Annotated in this window: 19 protein-coding genes and 1 pseudogene; 11 read left to right on the top strand and 9 right to left on the bottom strand. The window is 74.2% G+C overall.

Features of this window, described 5'->3' with window-relative positions; translation table 11 throughout:
• Nucleotides 1-1,191, top strand: a 1,191-nt coding sequence (locus MTQ10_RS09490) for a tetratricopeptide repeat protein (RefSeq protein ID WP_247464567.1), incomplete at its 5' end; no start/stop codon positions are given.
• 81 nt (nucleotides 1,192-1,272) lie between these two features.
• Here MTQ10_RS09490 and MTQ10_RS09485 read toward each other — a convergent pair.
• Complete coding sequence (locus tag MTQ10_RS09485; protein WP_247464564.1) at nucleotides 1,273-3,114, bottom strand: AMP-dependent synthetase/ligase; 1,842 nt, start codon at nucleotides 3,112-3,114, stop codon at nucleotides 1,273-1,275.
• A gap of 358 nt (nucleotides 3,115-3,472) precedes the next feature.
• Here MTQ10_RS09485 and MTQ10_RS09480 point away from each other — a divergent pair, with 358 nt between their 5' ends.
• Both MTQ10_RS09480 and MTQ10_RS09475 read left to right on the top strand, forming a co-directional pair.
• Nucleotides 3,473-5,041 (top strand): phytoene desaturase family protein, encoded by a 1,569-nt coding sequence (locus MTQ10_RS09480; RefSeq protein ID WP_247464561.1) that lies wholly within the window; start codon nucleotides 3,473-3,475, stop codon nucleotides 5,039-5,041.
• Nucleotides 5,042-5,127: 86 nt separating this feature from the next.
• Nucleotides 5,128-5,659, top strand: a pseudogene (locus MTQ10_RS09475) (GNAT family N-acetyltransferase).
• Nucleotides 5,660-5,677: 18 nt separating this feature from the next.
• Here MTQ10_RS09475 and MTQ10_RS09470 read toward each other — a convergent pair.
• Nucleotides 5,678-6,442 carry a helix-turn-helix transcriptional regulator gene (locus tag MTQ10_RS09470; protein ID WP_247464559.1) on the bottom strand — a complete coding sequence of 255 codons (765 nt, stop codon included), beginning with the start codon at nucleotides 6,440-6,442 and terminating at the stop codon, nucleotides 5,678-5,680.
• Between the two features lie 450 nt (nucleotides 6,443-6,892).
• On the opposite strand from MTQ10_RS09470, the gene MTQ10_RS09465 reads away from it, so the two are divergent.
• Together MTQ10_RS09465 and MTQ10_RS09460 are read left to right on the top strand one after the other, a co-directional pair.
• Nucleotides 6,893-8,407 carry an acyl-CoA synthetase gene (locus tag MTQ10_RS09465; RefSeq protein WP_247464556.1) on the top strand — a complete coding sequence of 505 codons (1,515 nt, stop codon included), beginning with the start codon at nucleotides 6,893-6,895 and terminating at the stop codon, nucleotides 8,405-8,407.
• A 118-nt stretch (nucleotides 8,408-8,525) separates the two neighbouring features.
• Complete coding sequence (locus MTQ10_RS09460) at nucleotides 8,526-8,717, top strand: hypothetical protein (RefSeq protein ID WP_247464553.1); 192 nt, start codon at nucleotides 8,526-8,528, stop codon at nucleotides 8,715-8,717.
• A gap of 194 nt (nucleotides 8,718-8,911) precedes the next feature.
• Here MTQ10_RS09460 and paaK read toward each other — a convergent pair whose 3' ends face one another.
• Nucleotides 8,912-10,210, bottom strand: coding sequence for a phenylacetate--CoA ligase PaaK (gene paaK, locus MTQ10_RS09455; RefSeq protein WP_247464551.1), 1,299 nt, complete (start codon nucleotides 10,208-10,210; stop codon nucleotides 8,912-8,914).
• A gap of 229 nt (nucleotides 10,211-10,439) precedes the next feature.
• Between paaK and MTQ10_RS09450 the strand changes: the two genes are divergently transcribed.
• The 3 genes from MTQ10_RS09450 to MTQ10_RS09440 all read left to right on the top strand — a co-directional run bounded on the left by MTQ10_RS09450 (nucleotide 10,440) and on the right by MTQ10_RS09440 (nucleotide 12,518).
• Entirely contained in the window at nucleotides 10,440-11,288 is an 849-nt protein-coding gene (locus MTQ10_RS09450) for an alpha/beta fold hydrolase (protein WP_247464549.1), read from the top strand.
• Nucleotides 11,289-11,495: 207 nt separating this feature from the next.
• Nucleotides 11,496-11,738 (top strand): DUF397 domain-containing protein, encoded by a 243-nt coding sequence (locus MTQ10_RS09445; protein ID WP_247464548.1) that lies wholly within the window; start codon nucleotides 11,496-11,498, stop codon nucleotides 11,736-11,738.
• 282 nt (nucleotides 11,739-12,020) lie between these two features.
• A complete protein-coding gene (locus tag MTQ10_RS09440; protein WP_247464545.1) occupies nucleotides 12,021-12,518 on the top strand; it encodes a hypothetical protein in 498 nt (165 codons plus the stop codon).
• A 46-nt stretch (nucleotides 12,519-12,564) separates the two neighbouring features.
• On the opposite strand, the gene MTQ10_RS09435 is transcribed toward MTQ10_RS09440, so the two are convergent.
• Together MTQ10_RS09435 and MTQ10_RS09430 are read right to left on the bottom strand one after the other, a co-directional pair.
• Nucleotides 12,565-14,532, bottom strand: coding sequence for an N-acetylmuramoyl-L-alanine amidase (locus MTQ10_RS09435; RefSeq protein ID WP_247464543.1), 1,968 nt, complete (start codon nucleotides 14,530-14,532; stop codon nucleotides 12,565-12,567).
• Nucleotides 14,533-14,940: 408 nt separating this feature from the next.
• Nucleotides 14,941-16,068: an aminoglycoside phosphotransferase family protein gene (locus MTQ10_RS09430; protein ID WP_247464541.1), complete on the bottom strand. Its 1,128-nt coding sequence runs from the start codon at nucleotides 16,066-16,068 to the stop codon at nucleotides 14,941-14,943.
• A 252-nt stretch (nucleotides 16,069-16,320) separates the two neighbouring features.
• On the opposite strand from MTQ10_RS09430, the gene MTQ10_RS09425 reads away from it, so the two are divergent.
• Nucleotides 16,321-17,823: a DNA-binding protein NsdB gene (locus tag MTQ10_RS09425; protein WP_247464539.1), complete on the top strand. Its 1,503-nt coding sequence runs from the start codon at nucleotides 16,321-16,323 to the stop codon at nucleotides 17,821-17,823.
• Nucleotides 17,824-17,964: 141 nt separating this feature from the next.
• Here the strand turns inward: MTQ10_RS09425 and MTQ10_RS09420 are convergent, their stop codons facing one another.
• From MTQ10_RS09420 to MTQ10_RS09410, 3 genes are all read right to left on the bottom strand, one after another.
• Nucleotides 17,965-19,380 (bottom strand): PP2C family protein-serine/threonine phosphatase, encoded by a 1,416-nt coding sequence (locus MTQ10_RS09420; protein WP_247464538.1) that lies wholly within the window; start codon nucleotides 19,378-19,380, stop codon nucleotides 17,965-17,967.
• Between the two features lie 297 nt (nucleotides 19,381-19,677).
• Nucleotides 19,678-20,694 (bottom strand): Gfo/Idh/MocA family protein, encoded by a 1,017-nt coding sequence (locus MTQ10_RS09415; RefSeq protein ID WP_247464536.1) that lies wholly within the window; start codon nucleotides 20,692-20,694, stop codon nucleotides 19,678-19,680.
• Between the two features lie 66 nt (nucleotides 20,695-20,760).
• The gene (locus MTQ10_RS09410) at nucleotides 20,761-21,855 is read right to left on the bottom strand and encodes a baeRF3 domain-containing protein (RefSeq protein WP_247464533.1); all 1,095 of its coding nucleotides are present in this window, start codon (nucleotides 21,853-21,855) and stop codon (nucleotides 20,761-20,763) included.
• A 189-nt stretch (nucleotides 21,856-22,044) separates the two neighbouring features.
• Here MTQ10_RS09410 and MTQ10_RS09405 point away from each other — a divergent pair, with 189 nt between their 5' ends.
• Nucleotides 22,045-22,851 carry an alpha/beta fold hydrolase gene (locus tag MTQ10_RS09405; RefSeq protein WP_247464531.1) on the top strand — a complete coding sequence of 269 codons (807 nt, stop codon included), beginning with the start codon at nucleotides 22,045-22,047 and terminating at the stop codon, nucleotides 22,849-22,851.
• Between the two features lie 57 nt (nucleotides 22,852-22,908).
• Here the strand turns inward: MTQ10_RS09405 and MTQ10_RS09400 are convergent, their stop codons facing one another.
• Entirely contained in the window at nucleotides 22,909-24,501 is a 1,593-nt protein-coding gene (locus MTQ10_RS09400; RefSeq protein WP_247464529.1) for an alpha/beta hydrolase, read from the bottom strand.
• Nucleotides 24,502-24,788: 287 nt separating this feature from the next.
• Between MTQ10_RS09400 and MTQ10_RS09395 the strand changes: the two genes are divergently transcribed.
• The gene (locus MTQ10_RS09395; RefSeq protein WP_247464527.1) at nucleotides 24,789-25,526 is read left to right on the top strand and encodes a chaplin; all 738 of its coding nucleotides are present in this window, start codon (nucleotides 24,789-24,791) and stop codon (nucleotides 25,524-25,526) included.
• Nucleotides 25,527-25,604: the final 78 nt, after the last annotated feature.

Here is a 25,604-nt window from a genome sequence, read left to right as displayed (position 1 = left end):
GCCCCCGACGCCCCCGCCCCCGGCGCCGCGCGCCTGCGTGCGCTGGCCGCCCGGCACGAGGCCGGGCTGGTCCTCGGCCGACTCGGGCGCTGGGCGGAGGCCGGGGACGTGCACCGGGCCGTCGCCGCCGAGCGGGAGCGACTGCTCGGCCCCGACCACCCCGACACCCTCGCCAGCCGCCACGAGATCGCCTTCGCCCTGAGCCGCACCGGCCGCGCCGCCGACGCGTTGCAGGCCTACAAGCACGTCGCCGCGGCCCGCACCCGCCTGTACGGACCCGACCATCCCGACACCCTCGCCACCCGGCAGGAGATGGCCTACGTGCTGGGCCGGTTGGGCCGCCACCGCGACGCCCACCAGGTGTACGTGTCGGTCCTCGCCGACCGGGAGCGCACCATGGGCGCCGACCATCCCGACACCCTGCGCTGCCGGCACAATCTCGCCGTCGCCCTGAGCCGGCTCGGCCGGCCCGGGGACTCGTACCGTACGGCCCTCCAGGTCGCGCGGGCCCGGGCCCGCGTCCTCGGCCCCGAGCACCCCGACACGCTCGTCACCCGCTACGAGGTCGCCTACGTCCTCGGCCAGCTGGGCCGCTGGGAGGAGGCCCTGCACGCCTACCGCGAGGTCACCGAGGCGCGTGCCCGCGTCCTCGGCCCCGACCACCCCGACACCCTCGCGGCCCGCTACGAGACCGGCATCAGCCTCGGCCGCCTCGGCCGCGGCGCGGAGGCGCTGAGCCTCCACCGCGGGCTGGTCGAGGACCGCACCCGCGTCCAGGGCCCCGCCCACCCCGAGACCCTGCGCGCCCGCCACGCCCTGGGCGTCAACCTCGGCCGGCTCGGCCGCTGGGAGGAGGCCCTCGCCGAGGCCCGCGACGTGTGCGCGATCCGCGAGCGTATCCTCGGCCCCGACCACCCCGACACCCTCGTGAGCCGCCGCGAGATCGCCGCCGCCCTCGGCTGGCTCGGCCGCTGGGCCGACGCCCTGACGGAGTACCGGAGGGTGGCGGATGCCCGCGAACGCGTCCTCGGACCGGCCCACCCCGACACCCTGGCGGGCCGCGGCGACGAGGCCCACTGTCTGCGGCAGCTCGGCCGCGCAGCCGAGGCCGCCGCGCTGGACCGGCGTACGGCGGCGGCTCACCGGTCGGGCCCGACGGCTCACCGGTCGGGCCCGACGGCCGGCCGCTGACCGCCGCACCGCGCGCCCCTTCGGCCCTGCGCGGCACACCTGTCCCCGCCCGGCCCCCGCGGCTTCGGCCCGGGTGCGCCCTCAGGAGTTCGCGTACAGCTCCTCGATCTCCGCCGCGTACGCCCGCTCGATCGCTCCCCGCCGCAGCTTCAAAGACGGTGTCAGCAGACCGTCCGCCGTGCTGAACTCGCCGGGCAGGACGCGGAACGCGCGGATCGACTCGGCCCGTGACACCGCGCTGTTCGCCATGGACACCGCCCGCTGGATCTCAGCGTGCAGCGCCCGGTCGACGGCCGCTTCCCGGCCGGCGAGGACGCCCCGGCCGCGCTCCCGCCGCCAGTGCTCGGCCGCCTCGGCGTCCAGGGTGATCAGGGCCGTGACGAACGGCCGCGAGTCGCCGACCACCAGGCACTGGGAGATCAGTGGATGCCGGCGCAGCCGCTGCTCCAGCAGTTGCGGGCTGAGACTCTTCCCGCCGCTGGTGACGATGATGTCCTTCTTGCGGCCGGTGATCGTGAGGAAGCCGTCCTCGTCGAGCCGGCCCGTGTCGCCCGTCGCGAACCAGCCGTCCCGCAGCACAGCCGCGGTGGCCCCCGGGTCGCGGTGGTAGCCGGAGAAGACGACGTCGCCGCGCACCCAGATCTCCCCGTCGGCCGCGATGTGCACCGCGCAGCCCGGCAGCGGCCGGCCCACGGTGCCGAACCGGGGCCGGCCCGGAGGCTGGACGGTGACGGCGGCGGTGGTCTCCGTCAGCCCGTACCCGTCGTGGATGACGATGCCGGCCCCGGCGAAGAACAGCCCGAGTTCCCGGTCCAGGGTCGATCCGCCCGAACTGGCGTGCCGCACCCGCCCGCCGAGAGCGGCCCGCAGCCGCGCGTACACCGGACGGTCGAACGCGGCGTGCACGGCACGCAGCACCGGCCCCGGCCCGAGGCCCTCGCCGCGGTGGCGCCGCTGCTCGGCCTCGGCGTGCCGTACCGCGACCGCCGCCGCCCGGTCGAACAGCTTGCCCCGCCCGGCTTCCTGCGCCGTGCGGCGGGCCCCGTCGTACAGCTTCTCGAAGACGTACGGCACGGCGAACAGGTACGTCGGCCGGAACGAGGCGAGGGCGGGCAGCAGCGCGGCCGGCGCCAGGTCGGGCTGATGACCGAGCCGGACCCCGCCGCGCAGGCACACCACCTGCACCATCAGCCCGTAGATGTGCGACAGCGGCAGGAACGCCAGCACGGACGGCTGCTCGCCCTGCTGGGCGAGCACGTCCCGCCAGCAGGCGAGGAGGGTGTCGCACTCGACCGCCAGATGGGCGTGCGTGATCACACAGCCCTTGGGGTGCGGGCCCGTCGTGCCCGAGGTGTACGCGAGCAGGGCGACCGAGTCCGGCGTGACGACCCGCCGGTGCCGGTGCACCTCGGCGTCCGGCAGATCCCGGCCCAGCGCCGTCAGCTCCGCCACACAGCCGGCGTCGAGCTCCCAGACGGCGTGCAGCGGCAGACCGTCGCAGGCGGCACCCACCGTCATCACGTGATCCTCGCTCTCCACCACGACGGCCGTCGCCTGCGCGTCGGTGAGGATCCACCGCACCTGGTCGGGAGAGGAGGTCGGGTAGACGGGCACGACGGTGGCGCCGACCGCCCACAGCGCGTAGCAGAACAGCGTCCACTCGTAGCGGGTGCGCGCCATCACGGCGACCCGCTCACCGAACCGCACACCCCCGGCCAGCAGCCCCTTCGCCAGGCCGGTCACCTCGTCGCGGAACTGTGCCGCCGTGACCGGCTGCCAGGTCTCGCCGTCCGGTCCGCGCCGGGACAGCTGCACCAGCCGCGGATCGCACTGCGCCACCTCGTACACCGAGTCCGCCAGGCCCCCCGCCCGCGGAACCGCCTCCAGCGGCGGCACGCCGAACTCCCGCACCGCACCCCCCATTCCGCACCGTCCCCCTCATCGCCCCGCACGGCGGACCCGAAAACTACCGGGCGGCGGCAGAGCTGCCTAGGGGGCCTCGGTCCCGCCGGATCCGGGCACGGCACCGGCCCCGCCCGCCCCGCACCGGCGGCGCCGCCGGAGACCGTCGTACGGCCGCCGGCCCGCAGGCCCCCGCGACCCGTACGGCGCGAACACCTCGCAGGCAGGACGCGGCGCCCCGACGACGGAGAGCCCTCCCGGGCACGGCCGACGACCGCACCCCACGGGCCGAGGCAGGGCGCACGGTGGCGGGAAGGCGCACGGAGAGCCCGGGCGTGCGCCCTCTGGCCGTCGTACGCGACCCGTGTTACCAAGGATCATGCCCGCACCCGAGAAGCACCGCCGCTACGACGCCGTCGTCGTCGGCGGCGGACACAACGGCCTCGTCGCCGCCGCCTACCTGGCCCGCGCCGGCCGGTCCGTGCTCGTCCTGGAACGGCTCGCGCACACCGGGGGAGCCGCGGTGTCCACGCGGCCGTTCGCCGGTGTCGACGCCCGTCTGTCCCGCTACTCGTACCTGGTGAGCCTGCTGCCCGCGAAGATCGTGCGGGACCTCGGCCTGGACTTCCGGGTCAGGGCGCGGACCGTGTCCTCGTACACGCCCGCCGAACGGGACGGGCGGCCGACCGGGCTGCTGGTGGGCGGCGGCGAGCAGCGCACCCGCGAGGCGTTCGCCCGGCTGACCGGCAGCGACCGCGAGTACCGGGCCTGGCAGAGCTTCTACGGCATGACCGGCAGGGTCGCCCGCAAGGTGTTCCCCACGCTGACCGAGCCGCTGCCCACCCGCGCCGAACTGCGCGCCCGCGTGGACGACGAGGACGCCTGGCGCACCCTGTTCGAGGAGCCCATCGGTGTCGCCATCGAGGACCGCTTCACCGACGACCTGGTGCGCGGCGTCGTCCTCACCGACGCCCTGATCGGCACCTTCGCCGACGCCCACGACCCCGGCCTGAAGCAGAACCGCTGCTTCCTGTACCACGTGATCGGCGGCGGGACCGGCGACTGGAACGTCCCCGTCGGCGGCATGGGCGCCCTCACCGACGCCCTCGCCGCAGCGGCCCGCACCGCGGGCGCCGACCTCGCCACCGGGCACGAGGCGGTCCGTGTCCGCACCGACGGCCGTGAGGCCGAGGTGACGTTCCGGACCGCCGACGGCGAGGGCACGGTCGTCGCCCGGCACGTGCTGGTCGGCGCCTCGCCGCACGCCCTCGCCGAGCTGACCGGTGACGAGCCGCCCGCGCCCGCGGAGGGCGCCCAGCTGAAGGTGAACATGCTGCTGAAGCGGCTGCCCCGGCTGCGGGACCGGTCCGTGGACCCGCGCGAGGCGTTCTCCGGCACCTTCCACATCGCCGAGGGGTACGAGGAGCTGGCCGCCGCGCACGCGCAGGCCGCCGCGGGCGAGCTGCCCTCCGCGCCACCGTCGGAGATCTACTGCCACTCCCTCACCGACCCGACGATCCTCGTGCCCGAGCTGGTCGAGCGGGGCTGGCACACGCTCACCCTGTTCGGCCTGCACACCCCGGCCCGGCTGTTCGCCGCCGACAACGACACCGCCCGCGAGGAGCTGCTGAAGGCGACCCTCGCCCAGCTGGACGCGCACCTCGCAGAGCCGATCACCGACTGCCTCGCCACGGACGCCGACGGCCGCCCCTGCATCGAGGCGAAGACCCCGCTGGACCTGGAGCGCGACCTGGGGCTGCCCGGCGGCAACATCTTCCACCGGGAACTGTCCTGGCCGTACGCCCAGGACGGCACCGGCCGGTGGGGCGTGGAGACCCGGCACCCCAACGTCCTGCTGTGCGGCGCGGGCGCCGTGCGCGGCGGCGGGGTCAGCGGCGTGCCCGGCCACAACGCGGCGATGGCCGTCCTGGAGCAGGACGCGACCTGACCCTTTCCCGCGGCCCCGAACGGGCGGCGGCCGAGGCCGGACACGCACCTTGACCGCCGCCCCGGGCCGCTGGTCGGCTGACCCGAATGACCGACCTTGCGGACGTCGCCCGGCCGCCCGCCCCTCTCAGACCGAGCGGCTGGGGCTGCGCGCCCCGAGGCCGGGGACCGCCCCGCCTTCGTCGAGCTGTGCGCCTCACCGGAGGTGCACACCTGCCTCGGCGGCGCCCGCCCGTTGGACGAGCTGGAACGGGAGATGCCCGCCGTACCCGGGCGGCGGCCCGGCAGCTTCGCCGTCGAACACGACGGGACGATGACCGGCCGGATCCCGCTCCGCAGGGTCACCGAGCACCACTGCCCGTCCGCCGTCGGCAGGATCGACCTCGGCTGTCTGTTCCCGCCGCACGCCTGGGGACACGGCTACGCCCGCGAGGCCTGCTCGGCGGCCCTCGACCGGCTCGACGGCCCTGGAGAGCCCGTGGCCCTGGCCACGCAGCCCGCCGACACCGCCTCGCTGCGGCTCGCGGCACGCCTGGGCTTCGCCGGGGCGGAGCGGTTTTGCGCCTGGGACGCCGACCAGTGGCTCGGGCTGCGGCCGGCGCCGGGGGCGCACCGCTGACACCCCGTCAGCAGCGCCTCACGGACGGAGGTCCCGGGCGCAGGGCGGGCCGTCGGCGTCCGGGGCAGGGCCGACCGTGTCCGGGGCGCCGTCCGGGCGGTCCGTCGTGCGCAGTTCCACGCAGCACCGGCCGGGGAGCGGGGCGAGCACCGCCGTGGTGGTCCTGTCGTGGCCGGACGAGGCGAGACAGCCGCGCAGGAAGGCGTGGCTCATGCCGCACACGAGATGCGCGGAGTGGGCGCTGCTCGGATGGAAGGGGCACGTGTGCAGCACGGTCCGGCCCCCGCCCGCGTCGGCCGGCTCGAAACCGAGCGACCGCAGGAACGCGATCAGATCCGCGCCGCGGGCCTCCGCCCCCAGCTCCTCGCCCCGCTCCCGGGCCAGCCGCACCGCCGCCTCACGGGCGGACTCGTCCGGGCGGTGCGCGGTCACCGTCTCCGACAGCAGCGACGACAGCAGTTCGTGCCGGCGGGGCGGCAGGCTCATCCGCAGCGTCCGCGGGCTCGGCTCGTACACCTTCGCCGCCCGTCCCACGCGGCGCGCACCGCGATGCGCGTGCCCGGTCCGGAGCAGTCCCGCGGCCACCAGCTTGTCCAGATGGAAACCGGCCAGCTTGCGGGAGATCCCGACGGCCGCCGACGCCTTGTCCCGCGTCACCGGCCGCCCCGCCCTCCGCGCGTACTCGAACAGGCGCCGCCGGGACTCGTCGCCGAGGACGGCGAGCGCGGCCGTGGTGTCGCCGGGCGACCCGCTCCACTCCTCGGAACCGGAGGTTTCGGACATCACGCGCCCACGGTAACGCGCGGGAGCCGGTACGGCAGGGGGACCGGACGCCACACGGCGCAGCCGGGCGGCCTTCGGCGTCCCGCAGGCCGGTCCGCGCGGGCCGTGCCCCGCGCCGCCCGGCCGTACCGCCGCGGGTCAGGCGTCCCGGCTCCCCCCGTACCACCCGCAGCGTCGGCGAGGCGGGGATGTCCTTCTCGCAGAACCGGGACACCACCCGCCGGCCCTCGCAGAACAGCCGCGTCCGGTCGCTGCGGTGCGGCGGGTCCGGGTTCGGGGACCGGGAGTACGCCGGCAGCGTCCGGGCCATCGGGCGTGCGCCGGGTCGAGGGAAGGAGCGGTTGAGCGTACCCCTCGGTATGTGACAGGTACGAAGGGCGAGATGACGCCCGATCGGATTCCGGTCCCGGTCCTTGACCGGGGCGTGCGGCGGGCCCAGGATCACCAGGCATGAAGCCCGGACACGGCAGCACCGTCGACGGGGTGCTGCGCCGCAGCGCCCACCGCACGCCCGCACGGGTCGCCCTCGAGTACGGCGACCGATCCTGGACGTACGAGGAACTCGACGACGCCGTCTCGCGCGCCGCGACCGCCCTGATCGACGAGGGCCTCGCCCCGGGCGACCGGGTCGCCGCCTACGGGCACAACTCCGACGCGTATCTGATCGCCTTCCTGGCCTGCGCCCGCGCGGGCCTGGTGCACGTGCCCGTCAACCACAACCTCACCGGCGACGACCTCACCTATCTCGTGGAGCAGTCGGGCAGTTCACTGGTCCTCGCCGACCCCGGCATCGCGGACCGGCTGCCCGCGACCGTACGGACGCTGCCGCTGCGGGACGCCGACGGGTCGCTGCTCGACCGGCTCGCGCGCACGGCGCCGTACGACGGGCCCGAACCGCGCACCGAGGACCTGGCGCAGCTGCTGTACACCTCCGGCACGACCGCGCTGCCCAAGGGCGCGATGATGACGCACCGGGCCCTCGTCCACGAGTATCTGAGCGCCATCACCGCGCTGGACCTGAGCGCCGGGGACCGGCCCGTGCACGCGCTGCCGCTGTACCACTCGGCGCAGATGCATGTCTTCCTGCTGCCCTACCTGGCCGTCGGCGCCACGAACATCGTGCTCGACGCGCCCGACGGCGACCGGCTGTTCGACCTGATCGAAGCCGGCCGCTGCGACAGTCTGTTCGCGCCGCCCACGGTGTGGATCGGCCTGGCCGACCGCCCCGACTTCGACAGCCGGGACCTGACCGGGCTGCGCAAGGCGTACTACGGCGCGTCGATCATGCCCGTGCCGGTCCTGGAGCGGCTGCGCGCCCGGCTGCCGCGCCTGGCGTTCTACAACTGCTTCGGGCAGAGCGAGATCGGCCCGCTCGCCACCGTGCTCGGCCCCGACGAGCACGAGGGCCGCCTGGACTCCTGCGGCAGGCCGGTGCTGTTCGTGGACGCCCGCGTCGTCGACGAGGACGGCAAGGACGTGCCCGACGGCACCCCTGGTGAGATCGTCTACCGCTCCCCGCAGCTGTGCGAGGGCTACTGGGACAAGCCGCGGGAGACCGAGGAGGCGTTCCGCGGCGGCTGGTTCCACTCCGGCGACCTCGCCGTCCGCGACGCAGACGGCTACTTCACCGTCGTCGACCGGGTCAAGGACGTCATCAACTCCGGTGGTGTGCTGGTGGCGTCGCGGCAGGTCGAGGACGCGCTGTACGCGCACGACGCCGTCGCCGAGGCCGCCGTGATCGGCCTGCCCGACGACAAGTGGATCGAGGCGATCACGGCCGTCGTCGTACCGCGCCGCGATGTCACCGAGGAGGAGCTGATCGCCCACGTCCGGCAGACGCTCCCCGCGTTCAAGGCGCCGAAGCACGTGGTCTTCACCGACGCGCTGCCCCGCAACGCCAGCGGCAAGATCCTCAAGCGGGAGCTGCGGGACCGGCTTGCCGCGACGCCCCCGCCGGCCACCTGACCCCACCTCACCGCCGCGCCCGGCGCGGGCCGACCCGCCGGCTCCCCGCGCACCGGACGCCCGCCCCGGCCTGGGATGATCGGTCCACCACGGGAACGGACACGGATGTGGGGAGACCATGGCCCTGGTGATTCTGCTCGGCGTGCTGGCCGCGGCCGTCTTCGGCTGTGTGTGCGTGGTGTGGGCCGAGCGCGGCGGACCCCGCTGGGTCCGCGTCATGGCCGCCCTGACCCGGGGCGCGGGGGGAGCGGTCCGCGCACTGGGCGGCAGCCGCCGCAGCCGCGGCGGGGACGACGCCGACGACGACTGAGAACGCCGAACGGCCCGGGAGACGTCCCCGCACGAGGGGGCGCCGCGTCACCGGGGTCGGGTTCTCACCCCCGGCCGCATCACCACCGAGGACCTGTGGGACCTCCTCGGCGAGGGCCGCGCCGCCGCCCGGCGCATCGCCTGCTGCGACCCCGCACCGTTCCGCGACCGGGCCGCCGCCGTGCGTTCCGCCCGTCAGCGCGGGCGCAGATCCACGATGCGGCGGATCTTGCCCACCGACCGCTCCAGCGACTCCGGTTCGACGATCTCCACCCCGACCGACACGCCGATGCCGTCCTTCACGGCCGCCGCGATGGACCGGGCGGCCTCCTCGCGCACCTCCGGCCCGGCACCGGGGCGAGCCTCCGCCCGCACGGTGAGCGCGTCGAGCCGGCCCTCGCGGGTCAGCCGCAGCTGGAAGTGCGGGGCCACACCCGGCGTGCGCAGCACGATCTCCTCGATCTGCGTGGGGAACAGATTCACCCCGCGCAGGATGACCATGTCGTCGCTGCGGCCGGTGACCTTCCGCATCCGCCGGAAGGCCCGGGCGGTGCCCGGCAGCAGCCGGGTCAGATCCCGCGTCCGGTAGCGGACGATCGGCATCGCCTCCTTGGTCAGAGAGGTGAAGACCAGCTCCCCCTCCTCGCCCTCCGGCAGCACCTCCCCGGTGATCGGGTCGACGACCTCCGGGTAGAAGTGGTCCTCCCAGATGTGCAGGCCGTCCTTGGTCTCCGCGCACTCCTGCGCCACGCCCGGCCCGATCACCTCCGACAGGCCGTAGATGTCCACCGCGTCGATCCCGAACCGCTCCTCGATCTCCCGGCGCATCTCCTCCGTCCACGGCTCGGCACCGAAGATCCCCACCTCCAGCGAGGTCCCCCGCGGATCGACGCCCTGACGTTCGAACTCGTCGAGCAGGGTGAGCATGTACGACGGCGTCACCATGATGATCCGCGGCTTCAGGTCCTGGATCAGCTGCACCTGCCGGGAGGTCATGCCGCCGGACGCCGGGACCACCGTGCAGCTCAGCCGCTCCGCACCGTAGTGCGCACCGAGCCCGCCGGTGAACAGGCCGTACCCGTACGCGATGTGCACGGTGTCGCCGGGGCGCCCGCCGGCCGCCCGGATCGACCGGGCCACCATGTCGGCCCACATCGACAGGTCCGCGTCCGTGTACCCGACGACCGTGGGCCGCCCCGTGGTGCCGCTGGAGGCGTGCAGCCGCCGGATGCGCTCCCGCGGCACGGCGAACAGACCGTCCGGGTAGTTCTCCCGCAGGTCCGCCTTGACCGTGAACGGAAAGCGGGCCAGATCGGCCAGGGACCGGCAGTCGTCGGGGTGCACACCCGCCTTGTCGAAGGACTCCCGGTAGAACGGCACGTTCGCGTACGCGTGCCGCAGCGACGCCCGCAGCCGCTCCAGCTGCAGCTCACGCAGCTCCGCGACGCCGAGGCGCTCCCCGTCGTCCAGCAGATCCCTCGTCGCATCCGCCATAGGGACGTCTCCCTCACCAACCATGCCAATCCGGGCGACCGATCATTCGGTCGTTTGCTGGGATCAGTAATCCAGGCCTCCGGCCCGGACGCAAGAGGCAGGTGCCCACTTTCTCGCCCGACCGGCCCTTGACGGCCCGCGCCCCTCGAATGCGCGTCCGTGCCGTACGACCGCACAGGCCCCGCAAACCGATTGCCGCGCACCCGCCCCCGCCACCAAGATCGGCCGCATGCCGACGCTCACCGCACCCGACGGAACCGCACTCGCCCACCACGCCCTCGGCGACGGCGCACCCCTCGTCGTCCTCCCCGGCGGCCCCATGCGGGCCTCCGCCTACCTGGGCGACCTCGGCGGGCTCGCCGCCCACCGCCGACTGCACCTGCTCGACCTGCGCGGCACCGGCGACTCCGCTCCCGCCGCCGACCCCGCCACCTACCGCGTCGACCGCCTCGTCGACGACGTGGAGGCCTTCCGCGCCCACCTCGGCCTGGAACGCATGGACCTGCTCGGCCACTCCGCGGGCGGCAGCCTCGCCACGCTGTACGCCGCCCGCCACCCCGAGCGCGTCTCCCGGCTCGCCCTGATCACCACCGCCGTACGCCCGCTCGGCCTGTGCGCCACCCCCGAGGACCGGCTGGCGGCGGCCCGGCTGCGGACGAGCGAACCCTGGTTCGACCAGGCCTACCCGAAGTACCGGGCGTGGCTCGCGGGCGAGGCCGACTACGACGACGACGTCACCCCGTTCTTCTACGGCCGCTGGGACGACACCGCCCGCGCCCACGCGGCGGCAGAACCGGAGCAGACCCCCGACGACCCGTCCGACCGCTACTACGAGGGCATCGACAACGCCCTCGACCCCGCGGCCCTGCGCGCCGCCCTGACCCGGCTCACCGCACCCGTCCTGCTCCTCGCCGGCGAACTGGACGGCGGGCCCACCCCCGGTCTGGCCCGGCGCACCGCCGAGGCGTTCCCGCACGCCCGGCTCACCGTGCAGCCGGGCGCCGGACACTACCCGTGGCTGGACGACCCCGAGGAGTTCACCGCCCGCGTCCTCGCCTTCCTCGACGGCACCGCGTGATCCCGGCCGTGTCCGGCCCGCCCCGGACCGGGCCGGACACGGCCGCCGCGCTCCCGAGGCCGCCGCGACATCGCCGGTTCGGACCGCGCCCGGGGCAGGAGGGACACGGGTGCCCCCGGCCGCCGGAAGTCCCCTCACGCGGCCTGTCGGCAGGGGGAGACGATCGCTAGTCTGGCCGCGGACGACGGATGCGGGAGGAGTACGGACGTGGCCGAGACCACCGCCCAGCAGCAGCCGCTCAAAGGCTGGGACAAGCCGGACCTGGACCTGAGCAACGCCGAGTGGCAGTCCAGCAGCCAAGGGCTGGGAGATGTCCAGATCGCCTTCGTGGAGGGGTTCGTCGCGATGCGCAACAGCGGTCGCCCGGAGGCCCCGTCCCTGATCTTCACCCCCGCCGAATGGGGCGCGTTCATGTCGGGCGCACGGAAAGGGGAGTTCGACCTGACCTGACCTGACCTGACCTGACCCGGCCCGGCTCCGACCGACGGCCCGGGCCGGGGACACCGGGCGCGACCCCGCGGACGCACCACCCTCGCCGTGCCCGCCCGGAACCGTCCCCGCGCCGGGCCGGCCTGGCGGACCGCCCCGCACCACCCGAGCGGGAGGCCCGCCACCGCCGGCAGCGGCGGAACCAAACCCTCCGCGAGGGCGCGCCGCCCCCGCGCGACGGCCGTGCCGCCCGCGCCGCTCCCACGGACCCACGGCAGCGCGGCACGCCGTATCCTTGGCGGCATGTCGTTCCTCCGCCGCCGCAGCGCCACCCCCGCAGGCCCCGACTTCGACGTCCTGGCCATGGACCCGAGCGACTGGCCCGGAAACCTCGGCGCCGGCCTGCTCCCCGCCCCCGACGGCAGCTGCCAGGGCGTCTTCCTGCGCTACGACCTCTTCGGCGGTCGCGGCCCCGCGATGATCATCGGCAACCTCCCCGAGGGCTCCCCGGCCCGCGAGACCGCCGAGGGCGAGATCCCCTTCGAGGTGGCCCAGTTGCTGCTCGCGCTGGAGAACGACGAGGAGGTCACCGTCGTCGGCACCGAGGACGTGCCGGTCATGCAGGGCGACAACCTCCTCATCGTGCGCCGGCTGAAGCTGTCCGAGTCCCGGATCTCCTGCGTCCAGTTCGACCGCAGCGACAACGTCCTCGTCACCATCGCCGCCTGGGACCGCCCCATCACCGACGACCTGTACGCCCTGCTGAAGCCGCTCCCGGCGGAACTGTTCCAGCAGGGCTGAGACCCCGCCCCTCCAGGGGCCGGGTCCCCGCGTCACGCGACCGACGTCACCCGGCCGACGGCACCACGCGCACGTCGGCCGCGCGCACGAACGCGATCCGGTGCCCGAACTGGATCTCGTAGTACAGGTCCTTGCCGATCACGACCCGGTGGGAGTCCGTCGTGTAGGTGACCGCGTAGTAGTACTCGCCGGGCACCTTGTCACCGGCCACGTACCTCTGCCCCGCGAGCAGCTTGTACGGCAGCGGCGACACCGCCTGCGCCGGCACACCCGCCGGGTACGCCGACGCCTCCGGGTAGGCACGCCCGTACACCGGGACGCTCTCCAGGCCGTCCTTCGGCGTCACCAGACGGCCCGTCGAGGAGACCGCCGTCGGCTGCCCCTTCGGGTTGCGGAACCACGCCTTCTGGCCGAGGTACCAGATCGCCGTCCACTCCCCCCACCGGTCCGCCACCGCGAACTGCTGGCCCGTGGAGACCCGCGAGGACAGGTCGTTCACCCCGGTCGTCGGCGTCGAACCCAGCCCGATGTCCTTGATCAGGGCGGAGTTCTCGTCGTGGTCGGAGTACAGGCGCACCGCGCTCGACCCGTGCGCCGGGCAGGTCGTGCCGGCACCGGTGCAGCTCGTGTACACCGGCCGGTTCGCCGCGTACGCGGGAAGGATCGTCACGACGTCGCCGGCGGCGCGCCCGCCCCCCCGCTGCAGAGGCTTGCCCAGCAGCTCGAAGTAGTGCCGCCAGTCCCAGTACGGGCCGGGGTCGGTGTGCATGCCGGGCACCGAGGACGTCGTCGGACCGGGCACCGTGTCATGACCGAGGATGTGCTGCCGGTCCAGCGGGATGTCGTACCGGTCCGCGAGATACTTCACCAGCCGCGCCGACGCACGGTACATGGCCTCCGTGTACCAGGCGTCCGGCTGTGCGAGGAAACCTTCGTGCTCCAGGCCGATCGATTCTGCGTTGATGTACCAGTTGCCCGCGTGCCAGGCCACGTCCTTCGCCTTCACATGCTGGGCGATATGGCCGTCCGTGGAGCGCAGCGAGTAGTTCCAGGACACGTACGTCGGGTCCTGCACCAGGTCGAGCACACCGTCCCAGCCGCCCTCGGTGTCATGGACGACGATGTACCGGATGCGCTGCGAGGCCGGCCGGTCGCCGACGTCGTGGTTGCCGTAGTCGCCGTCCCCGAACTCCTCGTACGGCGCCGGGATCCACTCGCACGACACCGACGGCGGGCACTCGGTGTTCCCCTTCGCCGGTGCCCGCAGGCCCGTGCGGGACAACTGCGACGTGTCCGGGGCCAGACGGGGCCGCGCGGCCAGGGCGATCAGCTGCCCGGTGTCCGTGACGCGTTCCGCGCCCTTGCGCATCACCTCGAACACGTCGTCCGCGTACGCAGCCGCCGTCGCCGTGTCGTCGGCGCCGGAGAAGCGGGCCACCGCCCCGTACCAGTCGGCCGGGTCGTCGCTCAGCGGCTCGCCCAGTTCCCGCTGGGCCGCGGCCAGGAGGGCGGCGCCACCCGCGATGTTGGCGGCCTCGTCGGTCCGCAGCTGCTCGGCGGGGATGCCGGTCAGGCGGGCCGCCTTCGGCAGGGTCTCCAGCCGGGCGGGCAGCACGGCGGGTCCGGCGGTCCTGCCCGTGGGGTGCGGGGCGGGGCGGGCGTCGTCGCCGCGGGCGTCCTCCGTGCCCTCGCTGTGGTGCGGCACGGACGCCAGCGCGGTGCGCGCGTCCGTGAGATGCATGGGGCCGTAGCCGCCCGTCACGCTGGGCGCGCCGGCGTGCCCGTCCCAGCGGGACTGAAGATAGGAGACGCCGAGCAGGACGCTCTGCGGCACGTGGTACTCGGCGGCAGCGGTGGCGAAGGCCCGCTGGAGCCCTCCGCCTGAGGTGCCGGCGGGGGCGGGCGCGGCGGCGAGCAGCGGCAGCAGCAGCGCCGCCGAGGCGACCGCGCGGGCGGCGGTCCGCGCCGGTCTGCGGCCGGGGGCGGACGTGGGGGTGGTGACGGATCCTCGCAATGCGGCCTCCTGAGGCGTGGGGCTGGCGGGGCGTGCGGGGCCGAACCCGGTCAGTGGTACCGGCTGTCCGACGATCCGTCAATCATGCCCACGACCCGGCGATTTCCCATGTCAGCGAGGCACTCGGCGAGTTTCGCGGCGGCGCGCGGCGGGCCTGCGGCGCGTCACCGGACTACACCAATGAGGCGGTCGTACGGCGGACACGAAACCCACGAGCCGGACGCGTGCGCCGGACCCGAAACCCCTGAACCGTCCGCGTACACCGGGCACGGAACCGAAGAGGTCAGCGTGCACGACGGGACCGGCGCAGGCGTGGTGGCCGTACGGCCGGAACGCGAAAAGACCCGTGGCGCGCCGGGTGACCGGCGTGCCACGGGTCCGCTCCGCGGCTCTGTTCCTCCGTGCGTCTCAGCGGGTGCCGACCGCGGCCCGCACCGCGCGCCGCACCAGCTGGCAGTCGTCGTGCAGCCGCCGCAGCAGCAGCCGCAGCTCCTCACCGGACGGCGCGGCACCCTGCGGGGAGGCGGGGGGCGCCTCGTGCATCGAACGCTGCACGGCCGTCTCGTAGGTGCGGATCTCACGCGTCAGGACGAGCATCAGATTCACCAGGAACGCGTCCCGTGCCGCAGGGCCCGACGCCTGCGCGAGCTGGCTGATCTGACGCCGGGCCACCGGCGCGTCCCCGAGGACCGACCACAGCGTCGCCAGGTCGTACCCGGGCAGATACCAGCCCGCGTGCTCCCAGTCGAGCAGCACGGGACCGGCGGGCGACAGCAGGATGTTCGACAGCAGCGCGTCCCCGTGGTTGAACTGGCCCATGCCGCCGCGGCCCGCGGCGTGCGCGATGCCGTGCAGCAGCTTCTGCAGGTCGCCCAGGTCCCGGTCGGTCAGCATGCCCAGCTCGTGGTAGCGGGCGATCCGCGCCGCGTAGTCCAGCGGCGCGTCGAACGTGCCCGCCGGAGGCCGCCAGGTGTTGAGCCGGCAGATCGCCGCCAGCGCCGCCCGGATGTCCGTCCGCGGCGGGGCCTCCACCGGGTGCCGCTGCAGTGCCGCCACACGGCCCGCCGTGCGCTCCACGATCAGCGTGCCGTTGTCCGGGTCCGCCGCGATGAGCCGCGGCGCGCGCACCGGGGGCCGGTGCCGGACGAACGTGCGATATGCCGCTATCTCGTGCCGGTACCGTTCCGCCCACACGGGGGAGTTGTCGAGTAAACACTTGGCGACGGCCGTGGTGCGCCCCGTCGTGCCGACCAGCAGCACGGAGCGTCCGCTGCGGCGCAGCACCTGCACCGGGGCGAACTCCGGGCAGATGCGGTGCACCGAGGCGATCGCCGTACGCAGCTGGGCGCCCTGCGGGCCGGACAGGTCGAGCCGCCCGCTGAGCGGCTGGCCGCCGGGCCGCTCGGGGCGCCGGCCGAGGCCCGCTCCGAGGACGGGGGCGGCGGGGCGCACGGGGTCCAGGTAGGGGCCGGTGCCCGTGGGACGGGGGCGCAGCGGCCGGGGCGGGGCGGACACGGAGGACGATGCTGCGTACATGGGCGAAACAGATCCCTTCTCGTGCCTGCGGGTCGAAACGCTGCCCCGGCCCGGCCGCCGGGTGCACCCTGGGGAATGCGCCCGTTCGCGAGTTCGCGACCGGGTGGCGACCGGGTCGGGGTGGCGCGTTCCTACCTGACACCCGTGGGCCGGTGGCACACCATCTGGCGGACCCTGGCGAACCCTGGCGAATAGTCGCCCGGCACCTTGCCCGGGGCTACTGTCAACTCAGCCGAGAACCTGGGGGCTTGAGTGAGCGGACAACCCAACACCCGACTCGCGGACCTGTTCGGCCTGGCCGGCTGGTCCAAGGGAGAGCTCGCGAGGCTGGTCAACAAGCAGGCGGCGGCCATGGGCCACCCCCAGCTGGCGACCGACACCTCGCGGGTGCGGCGGTGGATCGACGTGGGGGAGATCCCGCGCGATCCGGTGCCGCGGGTGCTGGCGGCGCTGTTCACCGAGCGTCTCGGCCGTGTCGTGACCATCGAGGATCTCGGACTGGTCCGGCGCGGGCGTGCGGGGAAACGGCAGGGCGACGGGAGCGCAGAGCATCCCGACGGAGTGCCGTGGGCGCCCGAGCGGACCGCCGCGGTCCTCACCGAATTCACGGGAATGGACCTCATGCTCAACCGACGCGGCTTGGTGGGCGCGGGTGCCGCGCTCGCCGCGGGCTCCGCACTCAGCAGCGCCATGCACGACTGGCTCCACACCGATCCGGCCCTGTCCGCCGACGCTCCGGTCGTCGACCGTCCCCTCCATGCCGATCCCGCCGGGTTCGACCGCTACGAGGCGGCCCCCATCGGGTACGAGGAGATCGAGGAACTGGAGCGCTCCGTCGAGGTGTTCCGGGCCTGGGACGCCGCCCGCGGCGGCGGTCTCCAGCGCAAGGCGGTGGTGGGGCAGCTCAACGAGGTGGGCGGCATGCTCGCCTACCGGCACCCCCCTCACCTTCAGCGCCGCCTGTGGGGGGTGGCCGCCAATCTGGCCGTCCTCGCGGGCTGGATGTCGCACGACGTGGGCCTGGAGCCCACCGCGCAGAAATACTTCGTCATCGCCGCGCACGCGGCCCGGGAGGGCGGTGACCGGCCCCGCGCCGGCGAGGCCCTGTCGCGGGCCGCACGGCAGATGGTGCATCTGGGCCGGCCGGACGAGGCGCTGGATCTGATGAAGCTCGCCCAGTCCGGCTCCGGGGACCGGCTGCTGCCGCGCACCCGGGCGATGTTCCACACCATCGAGGCGTGGGCGCAGGCGTCCATGGGCAAGGGGCAGGCGATGCGCCGCACCCTCGGCCAGGCGGAGGACCTGTTCGTCTCCGACCGTACCCACACCGAGGAACTGCCCAACTGGATGCAGACCTTCAAGGACGAGGATCTGTACGGTATGCAGGCCCTGGCGTACCGCACGCTGGCGGAGCACGAGCCGGGTGCGGCGGCGCACGCGCAGTACTACGCGGAGAAGGCGCTGGCGCTGCGCAACGACGGCCGGGAGCGGTCGAAGATCTTCGACCATCTGTCGATGGCGTCGGCATGCTTCATCGCGGACGATCCCGAGCAGGCGGACCGGTACGCGCGGCTGGCGCTGATGTCGATGGGCTCCAACTCCTCGCGCCGCACCTGGGACCGGCTGCGGGAGATGTACCGGCTGACCGCGGAGTACGCGAACTATCCGCGGATCCAGCAGCTGCGCGAGGAGATCATGCTGGCCCTGCCGAAGGCGAAAGGGGGCCGGGGCGGCGGCGCGAGCGCGCAGGCGTGAGCCTCCTGGCCCCGGGGTGCCGGGAAGGGAGTTCTGTGCGCTGTCGCGCGCCGGCCGGGACCTCGGCGAGGTGTCCCGACGGGGGCGCCGTCGACGGGTGCGGCGCCCCGCGCGCTCGCCTCACGGTGTCGTCCGCGCCGGTCAGGACGTCACTTTCGCCACCAGCAGGCAGGCGTCGTCCTCCCGTTCGCCTGGGCGGGTCTCCTCGACCTCCTCCATCACGACCCGGACGCAGTCCTGTGCGGTGCGTGCCCCGGCGAGCCTGGGGGCCAGGCCGAGGAGGAGGGGTGCGGCGGTGTCGCGGTCACGGTGCCGCAGCAGCCCGTCGGTGTACAGCACCAGCAGGTCGCCCGCGCGCAGGCTCTCCTCGGCCTCGCCGTAGGAGGCGCCCGGGGTGGCGCCGAGCAGGACACCGTCCGGCGGGTCGAGCCGGCGTCCCGTCCCGTCGCGGAACAGCAGCGGGGCGGGGTGTCCGGCCTGCGCCCAGGTCAGGGTGCGGGTCGCGGGCCGGTAGCGGCAGCACAGGGCGCTGCCGAGGGCGGGCTGGACCGTGGTGTCGAGCAGCTCGTTGAGCAGCCCCAGCAGTCGGCCGGGCCCGGTGCCGGCCATGGCCATGCCGCGGACGGCGCCGAGCAGTGTGGCCATGTTCGAGGTGGCGGTGGGGCCGTGTCCGGTGAGGTCGCCGACGCTGAGCAGGGTGTCGCCGTCGGTCAGTGCGACGGCGTCGTACCAGTCCCCGCCGACCAGCGCGTCGACGGTCGCCGGCAGATAGTGGCCGGCGATGTCGAGGCTGCCGGGTCCCTCGTCCGGGAGCCGCAGGGAGCCGCGCCACGGGGGGAGCACGGCTTCCTGCAGCTCGACCGCGACCCGCTGCTCGGTCCGTGCGCGCTGCCGGTGGCGGCGGAGCGAGTCACGGGTCTCGCTCACCGCCGCCTCGCTGCGGCGCAGGGCGCTGACGTCGCGCAGCACCGCCCACATGGAGGCGGTGGCGCCGTCCGCGTCGAGCACGGGTTCGCCCATCATGTGCACGGTCCGCACCTCGCCGTCGGGGCGGACGATGCGGAACTCCCCGTCGATCGGCCGGGCGTCGACGAGGCAGTCGGTGACCATCGCGGTCAGCGCGGGCCGGTCCTCCTCCAGCACCACGGAGGGCAGTTCGTCGAGGGTGAGCGGGGGAGCGGTCGGGGCACGCCCGAGGATGCGGTACAGCTCCGCCGACCAGGACGCCTCGTCGGTGAGCAGATTCCACTCGGCGCTGCCCACTCTGGTCAGCAGCGCGTCGTCCGAGCCGTCGTCCGCCGTCGCCTCGGGGCCGGGCGGGGGGCCGTCCCGCAGCTGGGCCAGGTGGGCGTCGAGGTCTTCCAGTTGGTGGAGGGCGAGGTCGTACAGCGCCCGCTGCCACCGCTCCTGGGGGTCCGTCCCGTCGCCGCTGTGCGCATCCCGTCGTACGGCGTCCATCTCGCCCTTGAGTCGCCGCGTCTGCGATATCAGCGCGTCCACCGAGCCGCGCCCGGGCGGCTGGGCGGCTGGGCGGTCCGCAGAGAGATGGGACGGCATGACGCACTCCGATGCGGGGACGGTACGACCAGGGCGGACGGGTGGGCCGTTACGACTGTTGCACAGCCCGCGACGCCGCGTAAGGGATTCGGCGACACACGATACGGTGATGCATGCGGCATATGCCAGAGTCTTCCCGGGTGAACTGCCGTACGTGGGCCGCATCGGGTGTCGAAGATCTCAAATGGTAGTCCACGTAAGGCACTTGACGGTCCCTCGGCTGCCCCGCCGCGACTCGTCCAGATGTTCGCCGGTCATCTGTTCAGGCCTGTGCGGGGCCCTTCGCCGGCCGTGCCGTCAGGCCCGGTACAGCGCGGGCGGCTCGCCCGGCTCCACCGTCACCCGCTGCCCGGTCTCCAGCGACCGCACCCCCGCCTCGGCGGCCACGGACGCCGCGTACCCGTCCCACGCCGAGGGCCCCGTGACCCGGCCGTGCCGGGTGGCGTCCACCCAGGCCTGCACCTCGCGGTCGTAGGCGTCGGCGAACCGTACGAGATAGTCCTGCGGTATCCCCGTGGTGTCCGCGCCCGCGTGCGCGACCCGCACGCCGTGGTCCTCGCCGATGCGCGCGCTGCCCGCCTCGCACACCGCTTCGCAGCGCACCTGGTAGCCGAAGCCGCAGTTGACGAAGACCTCCACGTCGACCAGGGCGCCGCCCTCGGTCTCGAACAGCACGAACTGCGGGTCCGCCAGCCCCGCCGGAGCGCCGCCCGAGGGGCGCGGGCGCACGACTCGGACGGCTGTCAGCTCCTCGCCGAGCAGCCAGCGTGCCGCGTCGATCTCGTGCGACACCGAGCTGTCCATGAGCATCGCGCTCGTGAAACCGGGCGGCGAGGAGACGTTGCGGTGCGTGCAGTGCAGCATCAGCGGGCGGCCGAGCCGGCCGCTGTCCAGCAGCGCCTTCAGACGCGCGTACTCGGAGTCGTACCGGCGCATGAACCCGATCTGCGCCAGCCGCCGCCCCAGCCGGGCCTCGGCCACCACCACCCGCAGCGCACCCGCGGGGTCGGGCACCATCGGCTTCTCGCACAGCACCGGCAGCCCGCGGGCGAACGCCGCGAGCAGCGCCTCCTCGTGCGCGGGCCCCGGCGAGGCGACGAGGACCGCCTGCACACCGTGCGCGTCCAGGGCGGCCTCCGTGTCGGCGTGCACGGTCACCCCGTCGACACCGGCCGCGGCCTCCTTCGCGCGGGCGGTGTCGGGGTCGGCGACGGCGACCACCCGCGCCCCGCTCACCACCCGGTCCAGACGCCGTATGTGGTCCGCTCCCATATGGCCGGCCCCGAGGACGGCCACCCCCAGCAGATCGCTCACCGCACTCCCTCCGTACCGGCCCCCAGCCTCGCACGGCCGTCAAGAGCGGCTGCGGCGCGGGCGGGCTCAGTAGCGGAGCACCCCGGCGATCCCCTCCGCGTCCTCCAGCATGCCGTCGGGGACGAACCGTACCTCCGCCCCGGTCTCCAGGCACTGCTCCACGATCTCGTCGACGATGTCCTGGCGGGCGTCGAGATCCTCGTCCCCGGCAGGCTCCAGATGGTCCCCCAGATCACGGACCGTCACCTTGTGGTTCTCCTCGACGGCGAGGAGCCGCACCCGGCCCTCACGGGCGCTGCGCCAGACCTCGTCGAGACCGGCCGCGTACGTCCGCCTGCTGCGCGCCGCGGTCAGTTCGCGCGCCACGTTCTCGGCGGCCCTGCGCAGCTCGCCCTCGTGGACCGGGCGCACCGCCTGCCACACGGCCTCCGGGCCGGTGTGCGCGAGCCCGCCGTGCCGGATGTGCACCGCGCCCTTGGCGACGCTGCCCACCTCGTCGAACAGGGCGAGCGCGGCCTGGTCGCCGGTGACGTACACGGGCCGCGGGTCGTCGCGCAGGACGGCGGTCATCGCCGTGTCGGCCTCGCGCAGGAACTGCCGGGTGCCCTCGTCGCGGAAGGTGCTCGGCTGGTCGCCGATGCGTTCCTGCCGCTCCGCGTCGAAGTTGGGCCTGCTGCGGTTCATCGGGAAGCCGCCGGCGTGGTCCTCGGTCACGCGGTCGGCGCCGCCGCCCCACAGGGTCACACGGTCCGCCGACACCGACAGCACCCAGAAGGGCTGCTCGGCGGCGTGCGCGGACACCAGGTTGCGGGTGAGGAAGGTGTCCGAGAGCACCACCCGCTCGGGCACCGGGCGTCCCAGGGACCACACCTGGTGCTCGCCCGGCGCGGCGAAGATCACCAGGCCGTCCTCGGCGTGCGCGAGATCGACCTCGCTCAGCGCCCGGTCGAGTTCCTGCACGACGTCGGCCCGGCGTTCCCGGGACACCGCAGGATCGGACTCCAGTTGACGTTTCGCCTCGGCCACGGCGTTGCGCAGCCGGAGGCGGTCCTCGGGGTTCAGGGGGTCGCGGCGGTGCGTCGGCGTCAGCACGGACACCGCGGGATAGGGCCGCGGACGGCGCAGTTCGGCGAGGGTCGCGGGACTGAGTGCGTGCTCCATAGCAGCACCATACGGGTGAATCGCCTTTCGGGCATTCGGGAGCGAGAGGGTTATTTCGGGCCTGGTGACGTACGTCGGGCGGAGCAGTACGCTACCGGCCGGTAACCACAATGGTGGCCGCTGCGGTGACCCCTTCGGTCACCGCCGTGGTTCCTCTGCCGCCGCCCCGCCCGCACCCTGGAGAAGCCCATGCCGCACCTGGACGTCGACGGCGCGAGACTGACGTACGACGACGAAGGCCCCCGCGACGGCGACGCCACGCCCCTGGTGTTCGTCCACGGCTGGACCGCGAACCGGCACCGCTGGGACCACCAGACCGCGCACTTCTCCCGCACCCGCCGCGTGGTCCGCCTCGATCTGCGCGGCCACGGCGACAGCACGGGCTCCGGACTGCCCACCATCGACGACGTGGCCGCCGACGTCCTCGCCCTCCTCGACCACCTGGACATCCGGCGCTGCGTCCTGATCGGCCACTCCATGGGCGGCATGACCGCCCAGGCCCTCACCCTCGCCCACCCCGACCGCGTGGAGCGGCTCGTCCTCGTCGACTCCATCAGCCGCATGGCCTACAACCGGGGCCGTGCGCTGCTGATGGCCCTCTCGACGCGCGTGCCCTTCAAACTGTTCGTCGCCGCCAACATCCGCCGCGCCTTCGCGCCCGGGTACCCGCGCGAGGAGATACGCGCCCACATCCGGGCCTCGGCCGCCACCCCGCGCGAGGTGGTGATGACCCTGTACGACGCGATGCGCGTCTTCGACGTCCTCGACCGGGTCGGCGAGATCCGCGTCCCGACCCTGCTGGTGCACGGACTGCACGACATCCAGCTGCCGGTCGGGCAGATGCTGCGGATGGCCGCCGCCTGGCCGGACGCCACGGTGCGCGTCATCGACGCCGGGCACGAACTGCCGGTGGAGAGACCGGAACAGCTCACCGCCGCCCTGGAGTCGTTCCTGGACTCCGGCACGCCCGCCCGCGTTCCGCAACGGCGCGCGTAGCACCCGCCGCGTCCGTCCCGGTCCCGCTGTCGCACGGCCCGCCCGCGGCACGGCCCGCTAGCGCGTCCCCCGTCCCTCCGTGTCCGCCGCGCACGAGCTGCCGGACGGGGGCAGCGTGCCGTACAGCAGGAACGTGTCGACCTTGCCGTGCACGCACTTGGACGACGCGTACCCGGTGTGGCCCTCGCCCCGGTTGTCGAGCACGACCGCCGAGGGGCCCAGCCGCTCGGCCGTCTCCACCGTCCACCGGTACGGCGTCGCCGGGTCGCCGCGCGTCCCGACGAGCAGCATCTTCGGCGTGTCCAGGTCCTTCACCCGCTCACGGATGAAATCGGTCCCCTTGGGGCGGCCGTAGCACAGCAGCACCTCCGTCATCCGGAACTGTCCGAACACCGGCGACGCGTGCTCGAACGCGGCCCGCATCCGGCCCAGCTCGCGGGTGAGCCGGGCCGCGTCCGGACGGTCGGGGTCGTCTGCGCAGTTGATCGCCATCAGCGCTGCCGGCAGATTGTCCAGCGGCACCTCCTGCGGGTCCACCAGCCCGCCGCCCCCCGGCGTCCGCAGCGGCAGGGCGTAGCCGCCGAGGGAGAAGCCGGCGATGCCGGACGCGTCGCCGTCCTGCACCAGCTCGGCCAGGGCACGCTCCAGCGACGGCCACAACTCCTTGCTGTACAGCGCCTGCCCCATCGCGCCCACCAGGTCCTGACCGGTGAACGGCCGCCCGAACCCGGTCGGCAGGGGATCGCGGTCCAGGGACCGCACCAGGTCCACCACGGCCTGCCGGGCCGTACGGGCGTCCTGCCCGAACGGGCACGCGATGTCCCGCACACACCAGTCCACGAAGCCGTCCAGCGCCACCTGCTGACCGTGCGCCCCCACCAGGGCCTGCTCCGTCAGCGGCTCGGTGAGTGTGTCCACGCCGTCCAGCGCCATCCGGCCCACCTTGCCGGGGAACAGCGCCGCGTAGACCGCGCCGAGCCGGGTTCCGTACGAGAACCCCAGGTAGGTGAGCTTGCGGTCGCCGAGCGCCTGCCGTATCACGTCCAGGTCCTTCGCCGCGTCCACCGTGCCGATGTGCCGGAGCACCGGGCCGGAGTGCTTCTCGCAGGCGGCGGCGGCCCGGCGCAACTGCCCCAGCACCTTCGCCGGGTCGTCGACGGTCGCGGAGCCCTCGATGGCCAGTACGTCGTCCCGGTCGCCGCAGCTGACGGGGGAGGACCGGCCGACGCCGCGCGGGTCGAAGGACACCACGTCGTAGTTGTCGGTCAGCCCCATGAACTCCTTGCCGCTCGCCGCCAGCTGGGCCACGCCGGGCCCGCCCGGCCCGCCGAAGTTCAGCACCACAGACCCGGTCCGGTGTCCGGCCGCGCGATAGCGGGCCACCGCCAGGTCCAAGGTGGCGCCGCCGGGCCTGGCGTAGTCGAGTGGGACGGTGACCTTGCCGCACTCCAGGTCCTTGGGCATGCCGTCGCCCTTGCACCTGGACCAGGACACCTTCTGCTCGTAGAACCGGCTCAGATCCGGCCGGGACGCGTCTTTGGCATCGCCGGCCGCCGCCGGCAGCCCGCCGGTCAGAAGGACGAGAACAGCGGTGCCCAGCAGCGCGCCGCGCCGCAGCGCCGCGCACCGCGTTGACAGCTTGGCCAGCATCCGTGCCTCCAGGGCGCCTGTCGCGGACCGGAACCTGCGCCCAGCGTTCACCCTATGCGGGGCGTTCGGGCCCCGCCTCCCGGCTGGTGTCCGGACCTGCGGGGCGCTACCCTGCGCCGCCGTCCGTCACCTTGTGTGCTTGTGTGTCTGTGAGACCGGTTTTGCCGTCAGTTCGACCGGCGTGCCGCCCCATGGGGTGAAAGAGGAAAACGCCATAACTCCGACCCGGTGTTCGCGTTTTATCCGGTGCGGGCGAGTGCCCGCACCAAGTCTGGAAGGCAGAAACGATGAGACGGCTCACCCGTAACGGCATGATCGCCGTGGCCGCCGCGTCCGGCGCGCTGGTGGCGGCACCGGCGCACGCCGACTCCGCGGCGGACGGCACCGCGGCGCAGTCCCCCGGTGCGGTCTCCGGCAACACCATTCAGCTCCCCGTGCACCTCCCCGTGAACGTGTGCGGGAACACGGTGAACGTCGTGGGTCTGCTGAACCCGGCCGCGGGCAACTCCTGCGCCAACCACGGCCACGGCGGCCACGGCGGCCACAACGGCCACAGTGATGACGGCGGCTACGGCAGCCACAACGGGGACGGCGCCGCGGGGGGCACCTCGGGCACCCCGGGGTCCAGCGCCTCTTCGGTGACGGAGGGATCGCCGGGCGTCGTCTCCGGCAACGGCGTGCAGCTGCCGGTCGATCTCCCGGTCAACGTGAGCGGCAACAGCGTCGACGTGGTCGGCGTGCTCAACCCCTCCCTCGGCAACACGTCCGTGAACGGGCCGGGCACCCCGCAGACCCCGGAGACCCCGGAGGTCTCCACCCCGGAGACGCCGAAGCCCGCTCCGCCGAAGGCGCACCCCACGCCCGAGACGCGCACGGTTCCGCCGCAGCCGGGTCCGCGGACCGGGCCGGTGCTCGCCAGCACGGGCGCGGACTCCACGCTGCCCGCCGCGCTCGGCAGCGGTGCGCTGATCCTCGCCGGAGCCACCCTGTACCGGCGTACGCGCCGCCTCGGCGCCGGACGCTGACCGACGCCGGCCCCGGCCCTTGCTCGCGCAGGGGCGGGGGCCTTCGCCCCTATGCCCTACGACCACGTGGTCGGGGGC

Origin of the sequence: Streptomyces sp. XM83C (genome assembly GCF_023072675.1) — a bacterium.
Taxonomy (GTDB): Bacteria; Actinomycetota; Actinomycetes; order Streptomycetales; family Streptomycetaceae; genus Streptomyces; species Streptomyces thermocoprophilus.
Note: the sequence above shows the minus strand (reverse complement) of the source record. Positions and strands in the feature narration are given on the sequence as shown.